The 15,013-nt window shown below is 59.7% G+C and carries 15 protein-coding genes and 3 pseudogenes; 16 read left to right on the top strand and 2 right to left on the bottom strand.

What is annotated here, in order from left to right; all coding sequences use genetic code 11:
- Window positions 1-17 precede the first annotated feature (17 nt).
- The 6 genes and pseudogenes from R3D51_11195 to R3D51_11170 all read left to right on the top strand — a co-directional run bounded on the left by R3D51_11195 (window position 18) and on the right by R3D51_11170 (window position 6,211).
- Complete coding sequence (locus R3D51_11195; GenBank protein MEZ5900043.1) at window positions 18-3,269, top strand: CusA/CzcA family heavy metal efflux RND transporter; 3,252 nt, start codon at window positions 18-20, stop codon at window positions 3,267-3,269.
- Complete coding sequence (locus tag R3D51_11190; protein MEZ5900042.1) at window positions 3,266-3,754, top strand: hypothetical protein; 489 nt, start codon at window positions 3,266-3,268, stop codon at window positions 3,752-3,754. The genes R3D51_11195 and R3D51_11190 overlap by 4 nt, the downstream gene beginning before the upstream one ends.
- Before the next feature lie 44 nt (window positions 3,755-3,798).
- On the top strand, window positions 3,799-4,902 hold the full coding sequence (locus R3D51_11185) for a tetratricopeptide repeat protein (protein ID MEZ5900041.1): 1,104 nt from the start codon (window positions 3,799-3,801) through the stop codon (window positions 4,900-4,902).
- 59 nt (window positions 4,903-4,961) lie between these two features.
- Entirely contained in the window at window positions 4,962-5,204 is a 243-nt protein-coding gene (locus R3D51_11180; GenBank protein ID MEZ5900040.1) for a hypothetical protein, read from the top strand.
- 153 nt (window positions 5,205-5,357) lie between these two features.
- Window positions 5,358-5,573: a hypothetical protein gene (locus R3D51_11175; protein MEZ5900039.1), complete on the top strand. Its 216-nt coding sequence runs from the start codon at window positions 5,358-5,360 to the stop codon at window positions 5,571-5,573.
- A 329-nt stretch (window positions 5,574-5,902) separates the two neighbouring features.
- Window positions 5,903-6,211, top strand: a pseudogene (locus R3D51_11170) (IS21 family transposase).
- A gap of 141 nt (window positions 6,212-6,352) precedes the next feature.
- Here R3D51_11170 and R3D51_11165 read toward each other — a convergent pair.
- Window positions 6,353-6,874 (bottom strand): hypothetical protein, encoded by a 522-nt coding sequence (locus R3D51_11165; GenBank protein ID MEZ5900038.1) that lies wholly within the window; start codon window positions 6,872-6,874, stop codon window positions 6,353-6,355.
- Between the two features lie 291 nt (window positions 6,875-7,165).
- Here R3D51_11165 and R3D51_11160 point away from each other — a divergent pair.
- The 10 genes and pseudogenes from R3D51_11160 to R3D51_11115 all read left to right on the top strand — a co-directional run bounded on the left by R3D51_11160 (window position 7,166) and on the right by R3D51_11115 (window position 13,909).
- Window positions 7,166-7,468 (top strand): annotated as a pseudogene (locus R3D51_11160) (tyrosine-type recombinase/integrase).
- A 9-nt stretch (window positions 7,469-7,477) separates the two neighbouring features.
- A pseudogene (locus R3D51_11155) lies at window positions 7,478-8,026 on the top strand (transposase zinc-binding domain-containing protein).
- Between the two features lie 284 nt (window positions 8,027-8,310).
- Window positions 8,311-9,069 (top strand): hypothetical protein, encoded by a 759-nt coding sequence (locus tag R3D51_11150; GenBank protein ID MEZ5900037.1) that lies wholly within the window; start codon window positions 8,311-8,313, stop codon window positions 9,067-9,069.
- Between the two features lie 60 nt (window positions 9,070-9,129).
- On the top strand, window positions 9,130-9,708 hold the full coding sequence (locus R3D51_11145) for a cytochrome b/b6 domain-containing protein (GenBank protein MEZ5900036.1): 579 nt from the start codon (window positions 9,130-9,132) through the stop codon (window positions 9,706-9,708).
- A 356-nt stretch (window positions 9,709-10,064) separates the two neighbouring features.
- Window positions 10,065-10,427, top strand: a complete 363-nt coding sequence (locus R3D51_11140; protein MEZ5900035.1) for a DUF3489 domain-containing protein — start codon at window positions 10,065-10,067, stop codon at window positions 10,425-10,427.
- A gap of 1 nt (window position 10,428) precedes the next feature.
- Window positions 10,429-10,887 (top strand): DUF2924 domain-containing protein, encoded by a 459-nt coding sequence (locus R3D51_11135; GenBank protein ID MEZ5900034.1) that lies wholly within the window; start codon window positions 10,429-10,431, stop codon window positions 10,885-10,887.
- A complete protein-coding gene (locus tag R3D51_11130) occupies window positions 10,880-11,077 on the top strand; it encodes a hypothetical protein (GenBank protein ID MEZ5900033.1) in 198 nt (65 codons plus the stop codon). The genes R3D51_11135 and R3D51_11130 overlap by 8 nt, the downstream gene beginning before the upstream one ends.
- Window positions 11,074-12,771, top strand: coding sequence for a recombinase family protein (locus tag R3D51_11125; GenBank protein ID MEZ5900032.1), 1,698 nt, complete (start codon window positions 11,074-11,076; stop codon window positions 12,769-12,771). The genes R3D51_11130 and R3D51_11125 overlap by 4 nt, the downstream gene beginning before the upstream one ends.
- 444 nt (window positions 12,772-13,215) lie before the next feature.
- A complete protein-coding gene (locus tag R3D51_11120) occupies window positions 13,216-13,602 on the top strand; it encodes a type II toxin-antitoxin system RelE/ParE family toxin (GenBank protein ID MEZ5900031.1) in 387 nt (128 codons plus the stop codon).
- Window positions 13,583-13,909: a DNA-binding transcriptional regulator gene (locus tag R3D51_11115; GenBank protein MEZ5900030.1), complete on the top strand. Its 327-nt coding sequence runs from the start codon at window positions 13,583-13,585 to the stop codon at window positions 13,907-13,909. The genes R3D51_11120 and R3D51_11115 overlap by 20 nt, the downstream gene beginning before the upstream one ends.
- Before the next feature lie 222 nt (window positions 13,910-14,131).
- Here R3D51_11115 and R3D51_11110 read toward each other — a convergent pair whose 3' ends face one another.
- Window positions 14,132-14,872 (bottom strand): cytochrome b/b6 domain-containing protein, encoded by a 741-nt coding sequence (locus R3D51_11110; GenBank protein ID MEZ5900029.1) that lies wholly within the window; start codon window positions 14,870-14,872, stop codon window positions 14,132-14,134.
- Between the last annotated feature and the right edge of the window lie 141 nt (window positions 14,873-15,013).

Here is a 15,013-nt window from a genome sequence, read left to right as displayed (position 1 = left end):
GGGGGAGAGAACCGGCCATGATTGAACGCATCCTGAGTTTCTCCCTCACCCACCGCGTGCTGGTGGTCTTGCTGGTTGCCGCCGCGTCGGCATTCGGACTCTATTCGCTGCAACGGCTGCCGATCGACGCCGTGCCGGACATCACCAACAACCAGATCCAGATCAATACGGAAGCGGCAGCGTTGTCGCCCTTTGAGATCGAAAAGAACGTCACTTTCCCGATAGAGACTGCACTCGCTGGAATACCGGGGCTCTCCTACACGCGCTCGCTGTCGCGCAACGGGTTTTCGCAGGTCACGGCGGTTTTTGAGGACAACGTCGACATCTACTTTGCGCGCGCCCAGGTGTCGGAGCGGATGAACCAGGCTAAAGCCAACCTGCCGGCGGGGGCTGAACCACGCATGGGTGCCGTTTCGACCGGCCTCGGCGAAATCTACATGTGGACGGTCCATTTCGAACATCCTCGCGGCAAGGGTGCGGAGGTCAAAGACGGCAAACCAGGCTGGCAGAGCGATGGCAGTTACTTGACGCCGGAAGGCCTAGTTCTGCGTAAGGATTTCGAGTTTTCCATGTACCTGCGCACGGTGCAGGACTGGATCGTCCGGCCCCAGCTTAAAGGCGTGACCGGCGTTGCCGAGGTGGATGCCATCGGCGGCTACGAACAGCAATACCAGGTTCAGCCTGATCCGCAGAAGCTGTTGTCCCTGGGGCTGACGTTCACCGATGTCATCAACGCGTTGGAGCGCAACAACACCAGCGTCGGTGCCGGATACATCGAGCAAAAGGGCGAATCCTACATCGTCCGTGCCGACGGGCGGCTGGAAACCGCGACCGACATCGGCAATGTTATCATCGCCAATCGCAACGGCGTCCCGGTTCACTTGAAAGACGTCGCAGAGGTTGGGATCGGCCGCGAACTGCGCACCGGTTCGGCCAGCGAGAACGGGTATGAGGTGGTCGTTGGCACCACGATGATGCTGAAGGGCGGCAACAGCCGCATCGTTTCAGCAGCTGTTGACGAGAAAATCAAAACGATCTCCAAGTCACTGCCGCCGGATATCGCCATTAAGACCGTGCTCAACCGCACAGTCCTGGTTGATGCAACCGTCAAAACCGTAGTCAAAAACCTCGCAGAAGGCGCGCTGCTGGTTATCGTCGTGCTGTTCCTGATGCTCGGCAACCTGCGCGCCGCACTCATCACCGCGCTGGTCATTCCCATCACGATGCTTTTCACCACGGTTGGCATGGTGGAAGCCGGGATTTCCGCCAATCTCATGAGTCTTGGCGCACTCGATTTCGGGCTCATCGTCGACGGTGCGGTGATCATCACCGAAAACGCCCTGCGCAGACTGGCCGAGCGTCAGCACCACGAAGGCCGGCTGCTCAACGTCTCCGAGCGACTGCACGAGGTGATGGTCGCCAGCAAGGAAATGATCCAGCCGTCAGTGTTCGGGCAAATCATCATCATCACCGTCTATCTGCCGCTCCTCACCTTCACCGGCGTGGAAGGTAAAATGTTCGAGCCGATGGGACTGACCGTCATCATTGCGCTGCTCGCCGCATTCGTCATGTCGCTGACCTTCGTGCCTGCCATGATCGGGCTGTTCGTGACCGGACGCGTTGAAGAAAAAGAAAGCGCGATCATCCGTTATTCCAAGCGCATGTACGAACCGGCGTTACGCAACGCGCTGGCCGACAACACCAGCGTCATCTGGATGTCGGTCGCTTTTTTCCTGTTCTCGCTGTTCCTGTTCACGCGCCTTGGCCAGGAATTCATCCCGACACTGGATGAGAAGAACCTCGCCATGCATGCCATGCGCATTCCGTCAACGTCACTCTCCCAGTCGCAGGAGATGCAGTTGAAGGTCGAGGCAACGGTTCGTGCGTTTTCCGAAGTCGCGTTCGTGTTCTCCAAGACAGGCACGGCGGAGATGGCATCGGACCCGATGCCGCCCCACGTCTCGGATACCTTCATCATCCTGAAGCCTCAGTCGGATTGGCCAGATCCGAGCATGACCAAGGCTGAGCTGGTCGAGAAGATTGCGGCGGCCGTCGGCCTGCTGCCGGGCAACAACTACGAGTACACCCAGCCGATCCAAATGCGCTTTAACGAGCTGATTGCAGGCGTGCGCAGCGATGTGGCCGTCAAGGTGTTCGGTGACGACTTTGACGAGCTTGGGACAACGGCAACCAAGGTGGCATCCGTGCTGCGGCAAGTGCCGGGCGCGGCCGACGTCAAAGTCGAACAGACCACGGGCCTGCCCATGTTGGACGTCAAGCTCGATAAGCAGGCCATATCTCGTTACGGCCTCAACATCGGCGATGTCCTGGACGTGATCTCAATTACGGTCGGCGGGCGGGAAGCGGGCCTCGTGTTCCAGGGCGACCGCCGGTTCGACATCCTCGTGAGATTGCCGGACAGGCTCAGAGATGACCTCGAAACCCTGGAAAATCTTCCTGTACCGGTGCCCGATACGGACGGCGACTCCGCGAAGACCTCCTTCATCCCTCTCAAAACGCTGGCCCGCTTCGTGGTCGAGGAGGGCCCGAACCAGATCAGCCGCGAAAACGGCAAGCGCCGCGTGGTCGTTCAGGCGAATGTGCGCGGGCGTGACATTGGCTCTTTTGTCGAAGAGGCGCAGCAGCGCATTGATACCGAGGTTCAGGTGCCTCCAGGCAACTGGCTGGCCTGGGGCGGGCAGTTTGAAAACCTGCAGGCGGCGCGCAGTCGGCTGATGATCGTCGTACCGGCGTGCTTCTTCATCATCTTCCTGATGCTGTTCACCGCATTCGGCAAAGTGCGCGAGGCACTACTGGTGTTCTCCGGCGTGCCGCTAGCGATTTCCGGCGGCATCCTCACTTTGTATCTACGCGACATGCCGTTTTCGATTTCAGCGGCAGTCGGCTTCATCGCGCTGTCCGGCGTGGCCGTACTGAACGGTCTCGTCATGGTCACCTACATCAACCAGCTGCGGCTCAAGGGCATGCAAGGCGAACTGGCCATCATCGCAGGCGCCATGACTCGCCTCCGCCCGGTTCTGATGACCGCGCTGGTCGCTTCGCTCGGCTTCGTTCCGATGGCTATTGCGACGGGGACGGGCGCCGAAGTGCAAAAGCCACTGGCAACTGTCGTCATTGGCGGGCTGATCACCGCCACACTGCTCACACTGATTGTGCTGCCGGCGCTCTACAAGCGCTTCTGCCTCAACGAAGAGTTCACCGCCGAAGCCGAACCAGAAACCCAAACTGCAAAGGAACATGTCGCATGAGCGTCACCCGAACGATCCTGGCTGCCGCAGCCTCTGTCGTCGTTGCCCTGTCATTGCCTGTGATGGCCGAAGAGGGCCACGACCACGGCAAGGGCCACGAGCATGGGAAGGAGCACGCGCACGGGAAGGACGAGGCCCACTTCAAGGTAACGCCACCGGCCAACGTCAAAGAGGCCTGGACGTTAATCACGGCGAAGTTGACCGAATCCGAGACGGCCATTGGCGGCAATAAACTGGCCGGGGCTCATGAAGCGGGTGAGCACATGGAAGCGGCGGTGCACACGCTGCAGGAGAAGTCGGACATGGTCGCCGAAGGATCGAAGGCCAAGCTCACCTCTGCGCTCAAGCAACTCGATAAGGCTGTTGACGAGCTACACCACGGCGCCGAGCACAATGAGGCTGATGCTGCCTCGACCGCGCTAACGAAGATCAAGGGGCTTTTACCGCTCGTCGAAGGTCTTTACCCGCCCGGTACCCTGAAATGACACCAGCGGCCCTACGGGCCTGTTGACGACGGAGTGCGCGTTTCATGCCTCTTGCCCTGACGCCGAAGCGCTATCTGGCCATCCTTTTGGCAGGCCTTGTTTGCGTGACAGGCGCGTCATTGGCTCCAGGGGTTCCGGCTGAACGCGGAGAGTCTGCTGAGGCCGCCGACTTCGCCACTATCCATGACCGTGCCGCATCCGACTACATGAAGGGCGAAATGGATCGGGCGTTGGCAGGCTTCAACGCTGCGATTGCACTCAATCCGGCCAGCGCCTTGGCCTACTACAACCGTGGCAATGTCTATTATGCGAAGGGAGACTACATCGCGGCCGTCCGAGATTTCACCGAGGCCCTGAGGATCAGCCCCGGACTGCCCTACGCCAACATGAATCGCGGAAACGCGTTGTCCAACCTCGGGCGGCTTGATGAAGCCCTTAACGATTTGGACGAGGCGGTTCGCCTACAGCCCGACGTGAGCGACAGTTACTTCAACCGGGCTATCGTGCATGTGCGCCGCCGGGAACTTGAGCAGGCGCTTGCCGACTACGAAAGAGCCATCAGCCGCGACGCTGAGGACCAGGAAGCGGCTGCGGCGCGACAGCGTTTGGTGGACCTGCTCGGTGGCGCTAGGGATGGCGGGCTGGCAACGGTCGACACTGCCAAAATTGCAACGGAGATTGCCCATGCACGACAGGTCGAGCATCTTCTGCGGCTGGTCGCAAATACCTGTATCGCGCACGGCGAGAGCCTGGAAGGCCTGAAGACCCTTGCCCTGGTTGGCAAATGGAAACCTGCTCCGAATGAAGACCTGACTCGCAGAAGTGGCGCCGTTTCCCACATCGATGGAGGGTGGACGTTCCACGACAGGTTCGGTGCGTATGCGTTGGTCCATTCGGAAAGCAACCATAAGCCCCCAGTGTACGTCTGCTCGCTCACCACCCAGCCCGTCAGCCCGCATCTCGTCGACGATGTAAAGGCGGGGTTTGAGGCACGTTTTGGCGTGGCGCCACACGACACGCCCGCATGGCCGGGTCAGCAGGTGACGCGCTATCAGCTTTCGCATGGCAAGGACAGCTTGCTCGCCGCGCTGGCTTTTACACCGAAACACGGCGCGCTGACCTTCCGCATTTATTTGGGCAATCCCTGAAAGGAGGTGACGCGACTGACAACCGTCACGGCAATCAAACGCGGAACAGGAGTATCCCTATGATCAAGCCAATCATCATCGCGATTGCGACGGCATCTCTTTTTACAGCGGCGGCCCTTGCGGGCGAGGAGCACGGTCACTGCTCGGGCCCGTCCGTCTGTCAGGGCGATGCCGCGTGCGAAAAGCCGGGCTGGAAAGAACTGACAAAGGACGAATGCGCGAAAATCGACGGCGCCACGTTTGAGGCATCGTCGCACGAAGGTGAAAACCAAAAGGACGCCGATCACGACCACAAGAAGTGACAGCCAACGCTAAAGGAGGAAGTGCCATGAGGAAGCAAAGTTTCGCAGTCATCCTCGCCGCTACGCTTGCCGCATTTGGCGGGACTTCAGCCGCAACAGCGATGGTTCCGGCCGGCAGCGCTCGGATCGCTCTGTCCCAGACTAGCACGTCCGATGTTCAGCAGATCCGACATCGGCACCGCCGTCATTGGCGGCATCACGGTCACCGGAGATGGGGCCACCATCATCGCCGCTCGTGGAGGCTCCGCCACCGTAGACATGGGTACTATGGATTTGTGCCGCGGATCTACATCTGGGGCGGCGGGCATCGCCATCGTCACCACCATCATTGAGCAAACGGACGGCGGCGTAAGGGCGCCGTCCTCATAGGAGAAAAATCATGACCCGACCTTCCCTGTTTGTCTGCACGGCAGCGCTGTTCGCCTTTAGCGTCACATCCGCAACGGCACATGTCATGCCTTGGCGTGATGGAGAGTCTCGCATGAAAGGCTTTGGCCATTGTGCCAAAGGCCCCTGCATGAAGCGAGCTGATTTCAGTGCGAGAAAACCGCACCATCATCACGGAAACCAAGTCACGATGGGCTCCAACCGTCACACCGCGCACTGCGGTTATGCTGTGAGATGACCAGGGTGACCGATATGGTGGAGTCAGATTGTAACGAGCACCCGTGCGGTTGCCACAGCACGCCGAAATTCGGCGGCAGAAACTGCACGTGTTCTTCATGGACCTTCCGCACTCGGACGCGCCATTCATCAAGACGTATCCGGCCGAGAGAACGGAAGCGTTCCTGGGCGGTCACGTCTCGGCATTCGCGTTCTTCGCCAGCCGTTCGGAGACCGGACAAGCCGGTGCGCCGCAATCGATCCACTACGCCAACACCAAGCTGGCAGTGGCGCGAATTCTGGGCGACGGCACGCGCGCTCGGACGCAGGCGTTCACGGGACTCGTCAGCCATTATCTATTCCGCGACCGCTTCGGCCGCCCCGGTAAGGGCAACGACAAGGGTACGTGCCAGTACAATCTTGCTTGCGCGCTTGCGGCGCGATGTTGAAGCCGAAGTCCGGCGATTGATGCGTCACTTCTGCTACGGGGATTTGCCTTGCCCGCCAATCCAGGAGGAGCATGCAGGTCATGGTGCTGCGTGCTGTCACGGCTCCGGTGCACCGGGCTCGGATTGAACGTACCACCGGCGCATTGACGCAAGGATGGCAAAGACAGCAGCTGGCACAAGGAGCCACTGCGCGAGCGGTGATACGCCGATCTGGTAGCTGAGTATCTTAACCGTCGGCATCGCCGGACGATAGCCCCATGATTGGCGGACATAGATGTTGAGCCACTCGCTGTAGGCCGTGTAGGCAATTCCGAGAGGGATGGAGAGGGAGGCGACCTGAAGCGCTTGCGCGCGAGGCCAGCTCCAAGCTCTAAGCAGCACGACCGATGCCAGCAGGACATTCAGCGCGATAAGAAAATCGCCACCGGTACAGTGCAGAACGGCGAAGGCCAGCTCTGTGTGCGATGCAGTCTGCCAGAGAGAATAAAGCGGCAGCTGTACGATCTCCCAGAGAAGGTGACCGGCCGCGGATACGCCGGCGTAGAGTCCAAAGGTAAAGACCCGCTCGCGCCATCGCAGGCTCACGGTATGCCGTGCTGCCCGCTTCGGGACCTTCACCGGAAGAACACGTATTTGACGAGGGCGGCATCACCAGAACGACAAGCGCAACCACAACGATGTGCCCGAAGCCCATGCCCCACATCCATCCGTCATTCATCATGTCACTTGCTCCTCCGCTATCGACGCCGATCTCCATTCCGGCTGAAATCTAACAAGTGGGTCGATCTCCGCGTGAGCGGAGGAACCATGGGGATGCCGCCGCCGGGGATGCGGTGCGGGGTCGATCTCCGCGTGGGCGGGGCAAGGGGCGCAGGGATCGTCACGCAATGCTCTCGCTGCAGCTCACCGGGCTGGCTGTTCCAGGGCCGCGATCCGTTGCTTCCGATCACGGTGCGCCAATTGAACCGGGCCTGTCACATGGCGGCCGACGCCGCCGGGCTCGGTTCCTGGGTGTCGCCGCACACGCTCCGGCATTCCTTCGCGACGCATCTTCTGTAGAACAGCATCGATGTGCGGGTGATTCAGGTGCTGCTCGGGCATGCGAAGTTGGATACGACGGCGCGCTACACGCAGGTCGCGACTAATCTGCTGCGCTCGATCGAAAGCCCGCTCGACCGGTTGCTGCGACCGAAAGATGGACCGCCCGCTTGAGCCGGCCCCTTGGCTCGTCCAGCATTGGAGGTCGCGGACATCTTCCGCGACCACGGCCCCGCTTGGCGTGACGCCAACCGCGGCCATCTGAGCCTCGGTCAGTTGAAGGTGATGAGCGCGATCGAGGACTGTCACACGGCAGCGCTCGGCGGGCATGTCGCGCGCTGCGAGAACGCCGTGTGCGGCTTCACCTCCATCGCCTACAACTCCTGCCGTAACCGTCACTGCCCGAAGTGCCAGGGCGCCCAGGCGCGCGACTGGATGGAAGCGCGTGAAGCGGATCTGCTGCCGGTGCCGTACTTCCATATCGTGTTCACGCTGCCGGCCGAGATCGGCGACATCGCCTATCAGGACAAGGCCGTCATCTACGACGCGCTGTTCAAAGCCAGCAGCGAGACGATGCTGACCATCGCTGCCGATCCAAAACACCTTGGCGTGAAGATCGGCGTGACAGCCGTACTGCACCCTTGGGTCTCGGCGATGACGCAGCATCCTCACGTACACATGACCGTCACGGGCGGCCGCATCTCGCTCGTTGGAACGAGGTGGATATGCTGCACTTTTACTCCGGCCCGCCACTGCAAAATCTCTCCGGCGTCGACAGTGGCCATTTCGCCACGTTTCCAACCTTACGTATACTTACAGCGCCGTAATTATTGACCAATGAAGTAGACATATTAAACACGCTCTAAGTGCTCGAGACCTTGAATCTCGAACTTTGGGGGGAAGTTATGGGAATCCATTTTAGGCGGATGACGGCCATTATCGTGCTCGCTGGCTCGGTGAGCACGTCTGCCGCACTCGCTGGGCAAGACGCTAATTACGTCCTCTACAATCACCACATGGAGGAAGAGGGCGCCGTCGAGGTCCAGGTCTTTTCCGATATCGGTCGTGTCGGTGACGGGGAACCCAACTACACCGCCCAGCTTTTCGAAATTGAATACGGCGTGACCGATCTCTTTACGACGGCCATTTATCTCGAAGGCGCGAAGACCTTCGACAGCGGCGATGACTATGATTTTGGTAGCTTCCGCTTCGAAAACCGTCTGCGACTTTTCCGCGAAGAAACGCTCTTAAACCCCGTTCTTTATGCCGAATACATTTACAAGCGCCCAAACAGCCGCTTCGTCAAGGATGTGGTTGGCCGCGTTGACGACGAGGAAGAGGAGGAAGGAGAGGAAGAAGGCAGCGAGCATGAGGTGGAGACCAAGATCATTCTTGGTCACGACTTAAACAGCAATCTCAACGTCGCGTTCAACACCATTCACGAAGTGAACCTTGAAAACGGTCACTGGGCCTTTGGTTACGCTGCTGGCCTGAACTATACATTCTTTCGCGCATACGACGCGCCGCCATCCCTCAGCTATTTGAGCGAACGAGGTGTACAGAAACTGACGCTTGGTCTCGAGTTGTTCGGAGGTGCTGGCGACTCGCCAATGGGTCTAACACTTGATGGCAGCAAGACCGAACAATACATCGGCATCGGGCTGCGTGCGGACCTGAAAAATGAAATTCATGTCGGCATTGGCGGCACATTTGGCCTCACCGGACACAGCGAAGACGCCATTTTTCGCTTGACCGCAGGGATCGAATTTGAATGACAGTCAGGAAAGGCAGTAGGATGCAGGCATCGCACTTCGATCCGACCACATTTAGGGCCGTTGCCGAAAAGCACCGCTGAGGTCTGGGACCCGTTCCTCCGCGTCTTCCACTGGGGACTCGTCGTATCCTTCGCCGTAACGTATTTTACGGGCGATGAAGCGCGCGAGGCTCACGTTGTCACCGGCTGGGCCGTCCTCGTGCTGATCTTATTCCGCGTGTTCTGGGGTTTCGTCGGTCCTACACATGCGCGCTTTGCAGTGTTCGTTAAGCCGCCAGCCGCCACATACGCTTACCTACGTCAGGTCGCGCGCGGTGCGGAGCCGCGCCATCTTGGGCATAACCCCGCAGGTGGCGCCATGGTGGTGATCCTTCTGCTTATTACTGCCGGCACGGGCGTGGTCGGCGTTCTGCTCACAACTGACGCCTATTGGGGATCGGAAGCGGTGGACACGCTCCATAGCCTGTTTGCCCATGTGACAGCAGCTTGCGTCGCCATTCATATTGCTGGCGTACTGTTTACAAGCGTTCGCACTCGTGAAAATCTCGTTTGGTCAATGGTGACGGCCGTAAGCGGCCAGCGCGGGAAGATGATGTTTCGTGAGCCGAGAGCAATCTTTTCCTTTCTGCGTCGGCCATAATTTCAAGCATGAACGGCGCACGTGCAGACATCGCATTAGCCGCAGCGGCATAACCTCTTGCCCATTCATTTGGTAGGCAACAAGTTCAGCTTGGGGTCAAATTCGTCGTTTGGCTGTCGGCTGTAATTCGTCCGCTCGGCCCCTGGCACCGGTCATAGATTTCCTTAACTGAGGCTGCGAATTCGCGCGTTAGCAGCGAAATCAGGCCTCGACTTCTGCCGCAAAGGACGCATTGGTGGCGGCACAGGCGCCGATTAGCTGGGGCGCCGAATTTTCAGGGTTCGCCTCGCGGAACGCGGGGCTTCGGGTGGTGGGAGCGCCGAGGTGGCGCAACCCCGAAACACCTGGAGCCCACCATGTCCACAATAGAAGCCCGCGTCCCAAGCCACGCCAAGAAGCACGCGCCAACGGCGCCCGCCAAATCCGCAAAGACCAAATCTGGCGCCAAGTCTCGGCCGGCGCCAGCCGAAAATCGCTCTGCTGCACGCGATGAACACCATACCGAGCGCGTGACGAAGCATGATCGCGTGCTGGAGCTCTTGAGCCAACGCAACGGCGCCAGCATTCCGGAAATGATGGAAGCAACTGGCTGGCAGCAACACAGCGTGCGCGGGTTCCTCGCGGCAACGGTCAAAAAGAAGCTCGGCTTCACGCTCATATCGTCAAAAAGCGAAGGCGAATTGCGTCGCTACAAGATCGACACCAAGCGCGGTCGCTGACATGAGGCCAGTCTCGATAGACATCGCGGCCGAGTTGGTGCGGCTCGAAGCCCTGAGCAACTTCGAGCTGCGGGCAGAATGGCGGCGGCTGCATCACATGCAGCCGCCGAAGAGCCTGTCCCGCGATCTGCTTCTGCGCGGCATCACCTACAAGATCCAGGAGAGGGCATTCGGCGGTCTCCCCAAGTCAGTTCTGCGAAAGCTGACCGGTGCAGGGCCTGACGCAACTTCGTACGAACACCGCAGGGCGGCGCCCTGCACCGCGGTTAAGCCGGGCACGCGGCTCGTGCGCGAGTGGAATGGGCAGACCCACACCGTCCTCGTCCACGCGGACGGTGTCGAATGGCGCGACAGGCGATACAGGTCACTTTCGGTCGTCGCGCGCGAAATCACCGGCGCGCACTGGTCCGGACCACGGTTCTTCGGCCTGACTTCGAAGAAGGGGGCCGGCGATGGCTAACGCCGATCTGGATGCCATCCGACGGGCGTTTGCCGATCTGACCGGCCTGTTCGAGGACGCGGCGCTCATCGCGTCGGAGGGGCAAGGCGTCAAGGTCCTCGATGTCGGACGCAGTCAACTCAGGCGCATCTCGAAAACGGTGAATCAAATCCGGCGTCGCCTCGCCCTTCTGGAGAGGCGCCTCCAATGAAACGGCTCAACTGTGCCATCTACACGCGCAAGTCCTCCGACGAAGGGCTCGAGAAGGAGTTCAACTCGCTCGACGCGCAGCGGGAGGCCTGCGCTGCCTACGTACTTAGCCAGAAGCATGCCGGCTGGGCGGCACTTCCAGATCTCTGCGACGACGGAGGGTTGTCGGGCGGCACCATGGAGCGTCCTGCGCTCCAGCGGCTACTCGCCGACATCACGTCCAGCAAGGTGCAGATCGTGGTCGTCTACAAGGTCGACCGGCTGACGCGGTCACTCTCTGATTTTGCGAAGATCGTCGATGTGCTGGACTCTCATAGCGCCTCGTTCGTTTCTGTGACGCAGTCGTTCAACACCACAACATCGATGGGCCGGCTCACGCTCAACATGCTGCTCTCTTTCGCCCAGTTCGAGCGTGAGATCGCGGGCGAACGAATCCGCGACAAGATCGCCGCGTCCAAAGCCAAGGGCATGTGGATGGGCGGCAACGTCCCGCTCGGATATGACGTCAAGGAGCGCAAGCTGATCGTCAATAAAGCCGAAGCCAAGACGGTGCGGATGATCTTCCGGCGCTACGCCGAACTCGGGTCGGTCCGGATCCTCGCGGACGAACTTGCCGGGCTTGGAATCGTGAGTAAGTGCCGGCAAGGCGCCGGCGGCGTCCTTGCGGGTGGCAACCGTTTTTCACGCGGCGCACTCTACACCTTGCTGCAAAATCCAATCTATCGGGGCGAGATTGGACATCAAGGGAAGGTCTACCCCGGTCAGCACGAAGCGATCGTTGAGGCCGAGAACTGGAAACTCGTCCAAGAGAAGCTAGCTAGCAATCGACAGGCCCAAGCGCTTGGCGTGACTGCAGAAGAGCCGAGCCTGCTTGCCGGGCTGATCGTGGACGGAGAAGGACACCGCATGACGCCGACGCATGCCGTCAAGAAGGGCCGACGCTACCGGTACTATGTCTCCACAGCGCTGATAACGGAGGCTCGTTCGCTTCATGAAAAGGGCTTGCGCGTGCCGGCAGGCGACGTCGAGGCGCTGGTTCTCGAACGGATAAGAGCGTTTTTTGCTTCGGAACAAGACGTCGGTGAGACGCTGTCAATTTTCGGCCTCGACGCTGCCACGTTTCGCTCGTCACTCAAGAAGGCCGACGAACTGACACACGGCTGGGCGGCCTTGCCGTCGATCAAGATTCGCGAACTCGTCCGGTCGATTATCGCGCGCGTGTGTGTCCGTGTCGATGAAGTTGTCGTCAGCCTCAACCGGAAAGAGATCATAAGAGTCCTAGTGGGTGAAGCATCTAGAGAGCTGTCTGGAGAACATCTCGACACAACTGAACTCCGCGCCGAGGCCAGACTGCGCCGCGCCGGAAAAGGCATTCGACTGATTGTTGGAGGCGGCCGTGCTGCAAAGCCGGATCGCCACATGATCGCTCTGCTCAGAAATGCGTATGCGACCCGCGATGCCTTACTGTCAGGACGCGATGCAACCATCGACGCACTCGCGCAGCGGCTTGGCGTCAAGCGCGACTATCTTTCGGCGCACATGCGCCTCACATATCTGTCTCCAGGCATTGTAAGAGACCTCTTTGAAGGGCGCCAGCCTGAGGACCTCACAGCGGCACGCCTCATCTCCCTTTGCAAAGACTTGCCCCACGACTGGCAGCTCCAGCGGGCCGTCCTCGGTTTCGAGTCTCGATAGCACCTGCCACGTCCGCAAAACGATGCGAGTCTGACCGGCCGAAAAAGGGCGACAGAGATAAAACGGGCAAAGAGGCGACGAACCTCGTGCAGAGACGGGAGTGGCGTACGGGATCGGAAAACTGACGTCGACAAGGCCCGGAAAAGACGCTAGATTTCCGCCTACGGAAATGACATAATATGCAGCAATATCAATTAGTTAGATGGTGGCTGACCGACCAGGATTCGAACCTCGACAGGCAGAGTCAGATTCACCCTACCCAACCTACAGAAAACACTAAGAAAAATCAGGGCAGGAACGGATATCGCCCGGGTGAGACGCAGAGACGAGCGGCGTCCGACTGCCCGCTCGGTATCGGCCGCACACTCGGAAGCGAGCCACTTGGCGCACCTTGAACTATACCCCTAGGGGTGATATATAGGTGCGGCTCTAAGGAGATGCCAGTTGCGGGTTTTCGCCACCAAGGAGTTTGCCCGCTTCGCTCGCAAGGAACGCATTGGATCGAGCCAACTCTGCGAGACCGTGCTCCGTGCCGGTAGCGGATTGATCGATGCCGACCTGGGTGGCGGCGTAATCAAGCAGCGCGTTGCGCGGCAGGGTCAAGGACGATCTGGCGGATATCGCACGATCATTGCATTTCGATCGGGCGACCGGAGCATCTTCATGTACGGCTTCGCGAAGAACAGCAAAGCCAACCTCTCGGATGACGAACTCGAAGTCTACCGTCGGCTCGCGCAGGCCTTTCTCCAAGCCAACGCAGCCACGCTGCAAAGACTGGTTGCTGCGGGCGAATTGAAAGAGGTGGAGTGTGATGACCAAGAAGGGGCTTAAGTACCGCAGTGATGCGCTGGCCGTGGCTCACAAGACAGCTGCCGGACTGCATCGTGCTGGAGTAATCGACAAGGGAACGATGCGCGAGTTCGACGCGTCGTGCCTGACAACAGTCGAGGATTTGTCGCCAAAAGCAATTCAATCGATCCGCGAACGCGCTGGTGTCAGCCAGGCCGTGTTCGCGAGCTATCTCAATGTAAAAGCCAAGCTTGTCAGCGAATGGGAACGCGGGGAAAAGAAGCCGAGCGGGCCATCCTTGAAGTTGCTCAGTCTCGTCAAGTCGAAGGGGCTTGAGGCGATCACTTAGCCGTCAACAGCATGCGCTGCAAAAATGGGGGAGCTTCTGCTGTTCCCCAACTTGCGGAAGTGTCACCGAGCCGCCCCTACATCGGCTGAGGGCCACGAGCAGTCTTCGCCCTTGTGGCGTCGTCGTGGTCAGACAACGTTCGTGTTCGTGACGACGTCAGCGCGGGGCTAACGGCAGTACTTGAGCTCGCTTGCCGCAGGCCTACTCGAAGTCCAAGCCCTGTCACGCCTCTAAATCAGCGTCATCGACAGGTTTCCGATTGAACACCTTTTGCCCGGTGAGCATCGCCGAGACGATGCCGCCTCCCTCGCGCAGCTCCGTGACAACCACGCCTACCAAATGGATGAGCGCAGCGATGAGCAACGCATAGAAGACCCAGTAGTGCATGGTCACGTATGGCGACCGGAACGAGCGCATGGCATCCCAAGCAGCCGGATCTATGCCGGTCTTGTCGTACGGGACGATGGTGGAAGGATCAACGCCCGGCGCCGCAATCCAAGCGGCAATCCAATTTCCGAACGGCGGATAGTAGATGTCCGTTCCCGCCAGCACGAGACCGGTGGCGGCCTGCACGAGGAGTAGGATGAACAGGAAGGTCACCATCGCGCGTGCAATGGGATTGTGGCCCAGATAGGGTCGTGCGTCGCCCTGCTTCAGTCCTTGGATGTAACTCTTGCACTCGGCAACGTACCCGGACCGGAAGGGAAGTATGGCTGGCCATCGCGCATGCCGGTTGCCGATGAACGCCCAGACGATGCGCCACAGCAGGTTGAGCGCGAAGACGTAGCCGATCCAAACGTGGACCGACTTCAAGAGGAGTTTGCCAGCGTCGGTAACGCCGAGTTCTTTGTCGTAGAGTATGGCGGTGCCGATGGCCGCCAAGACAAGAACACAGGCGACGTTGATCCAGTGGAACAGCCGCGTCGGCGCGTCCCATACTCGGTAGAACTGGACGTTTCCCATTGGCATCTTCCTGACACTCCTCACCACCACTCGGCTCCGTCGGCACAAACAATAGCCGGCTAGGACGCGGCGGCGTTGATACCAGTCAAGGCAGCGCTCCCTAGTGCAACAGATGGCAGCTGACAGGTAGCTTACGGCATC

The sequence above is a fragment of the Hyphomicrobiaceae bacterium genome, from assembly GCA_041397645.1.
In the GTDB taxonomy this organism is placed as follows: Bacteria; Pseudomonadota; Alphaproteobacteria; order Rhizobiales; family Hyphomicrobiaceae; genus Hyphomicrobium_B.
The sequence above is the reverse complement of the archived record's forward strand: the minus strand, read 5'-3'. Positions and strand labels throughout refer to the sequence as shown.

Coding starts and splice junctions, on each gene's coding strand:
- R3D51_11150 (MEZ5900037.1), top strand. CDS start 8,311: ATGGAGGAAGAGGGCGCCGTCGAGGTCCAGGTCTTTTCCGATATCGGT.
- R3D51_11130 (MEZ5900033.1), top strand. CDS start 10,880: ATGGCTAACGCCGATCTGGATGCCATCCGACGGGCGTTTGCCGATCTG.
- R3D51_11140 (MEZ5900035.1), top strand. CDS start 10,065: ATGTCCACAATAGAAGCCCGCGTCCCAAGCCACGCCAAGAAGCACGCG.
- R3D51_11135 (MEZ5900034.1), top strand. CDS start 10,429: ATGAGGCCAGTCTCGATAGACATCGCGGCCGAGTTGGTGCGGCTCGAA.
- R3D51_11110 (MEZ5900029.1), bottom strand. CDS start 14,872: ATGGGAAACGTCCAGTTCTACCGAGTATGGGACGCGCCGACGCGGCTG.
- R3D51_11185 (MEZ5900041.1), top strand. CDS start 3,799: ATGCCTCTTGCCCTGACGCCGAAGCGCTATCTGGCCATCCTTTTGGCA.
- R3D51_11175 (MEZ5900039.1), top strand. CDS start 5,358: ATGTTCAGCAGATCCGACATCGGCACCGCCGTCATTGGCGGCATCACG.
- R3D51_11190 (MEZ5900042.1), top strand. CDS start 3,266: ATGAGCGTCACCCGAACGATCCTGGCTGCCGCAGCCTCTGTCGTCGTT.
- R3D51_11195 (MEZ5900043.1), top strand. CDS start 18: ATGATTGAACGCATCCTGAGTTTCTCCCTCACCCACCGCGTGCTGGTG.
- R3D51_11180 (MEZ5900040.1), top strand. CDS start 4,962: ATGATCAAGCCAATCATCATCGCGATTGCGACGGCATCTCTTTTTACA.
- R3D51_11125 (MEZ5900032.1), top strand. CDS start 11,074: ATGAAACGGCTCAACTGTGCCATCTACACGCGCAAGTCCTCCGACGAA.
- R3D51_11115 (MEZ5900030.1), top strand. CDS start 13,583: ATGACCAAGAAGGGGCTTAAGTACCGCAGTGATGCGCTGGCCGTGGCT.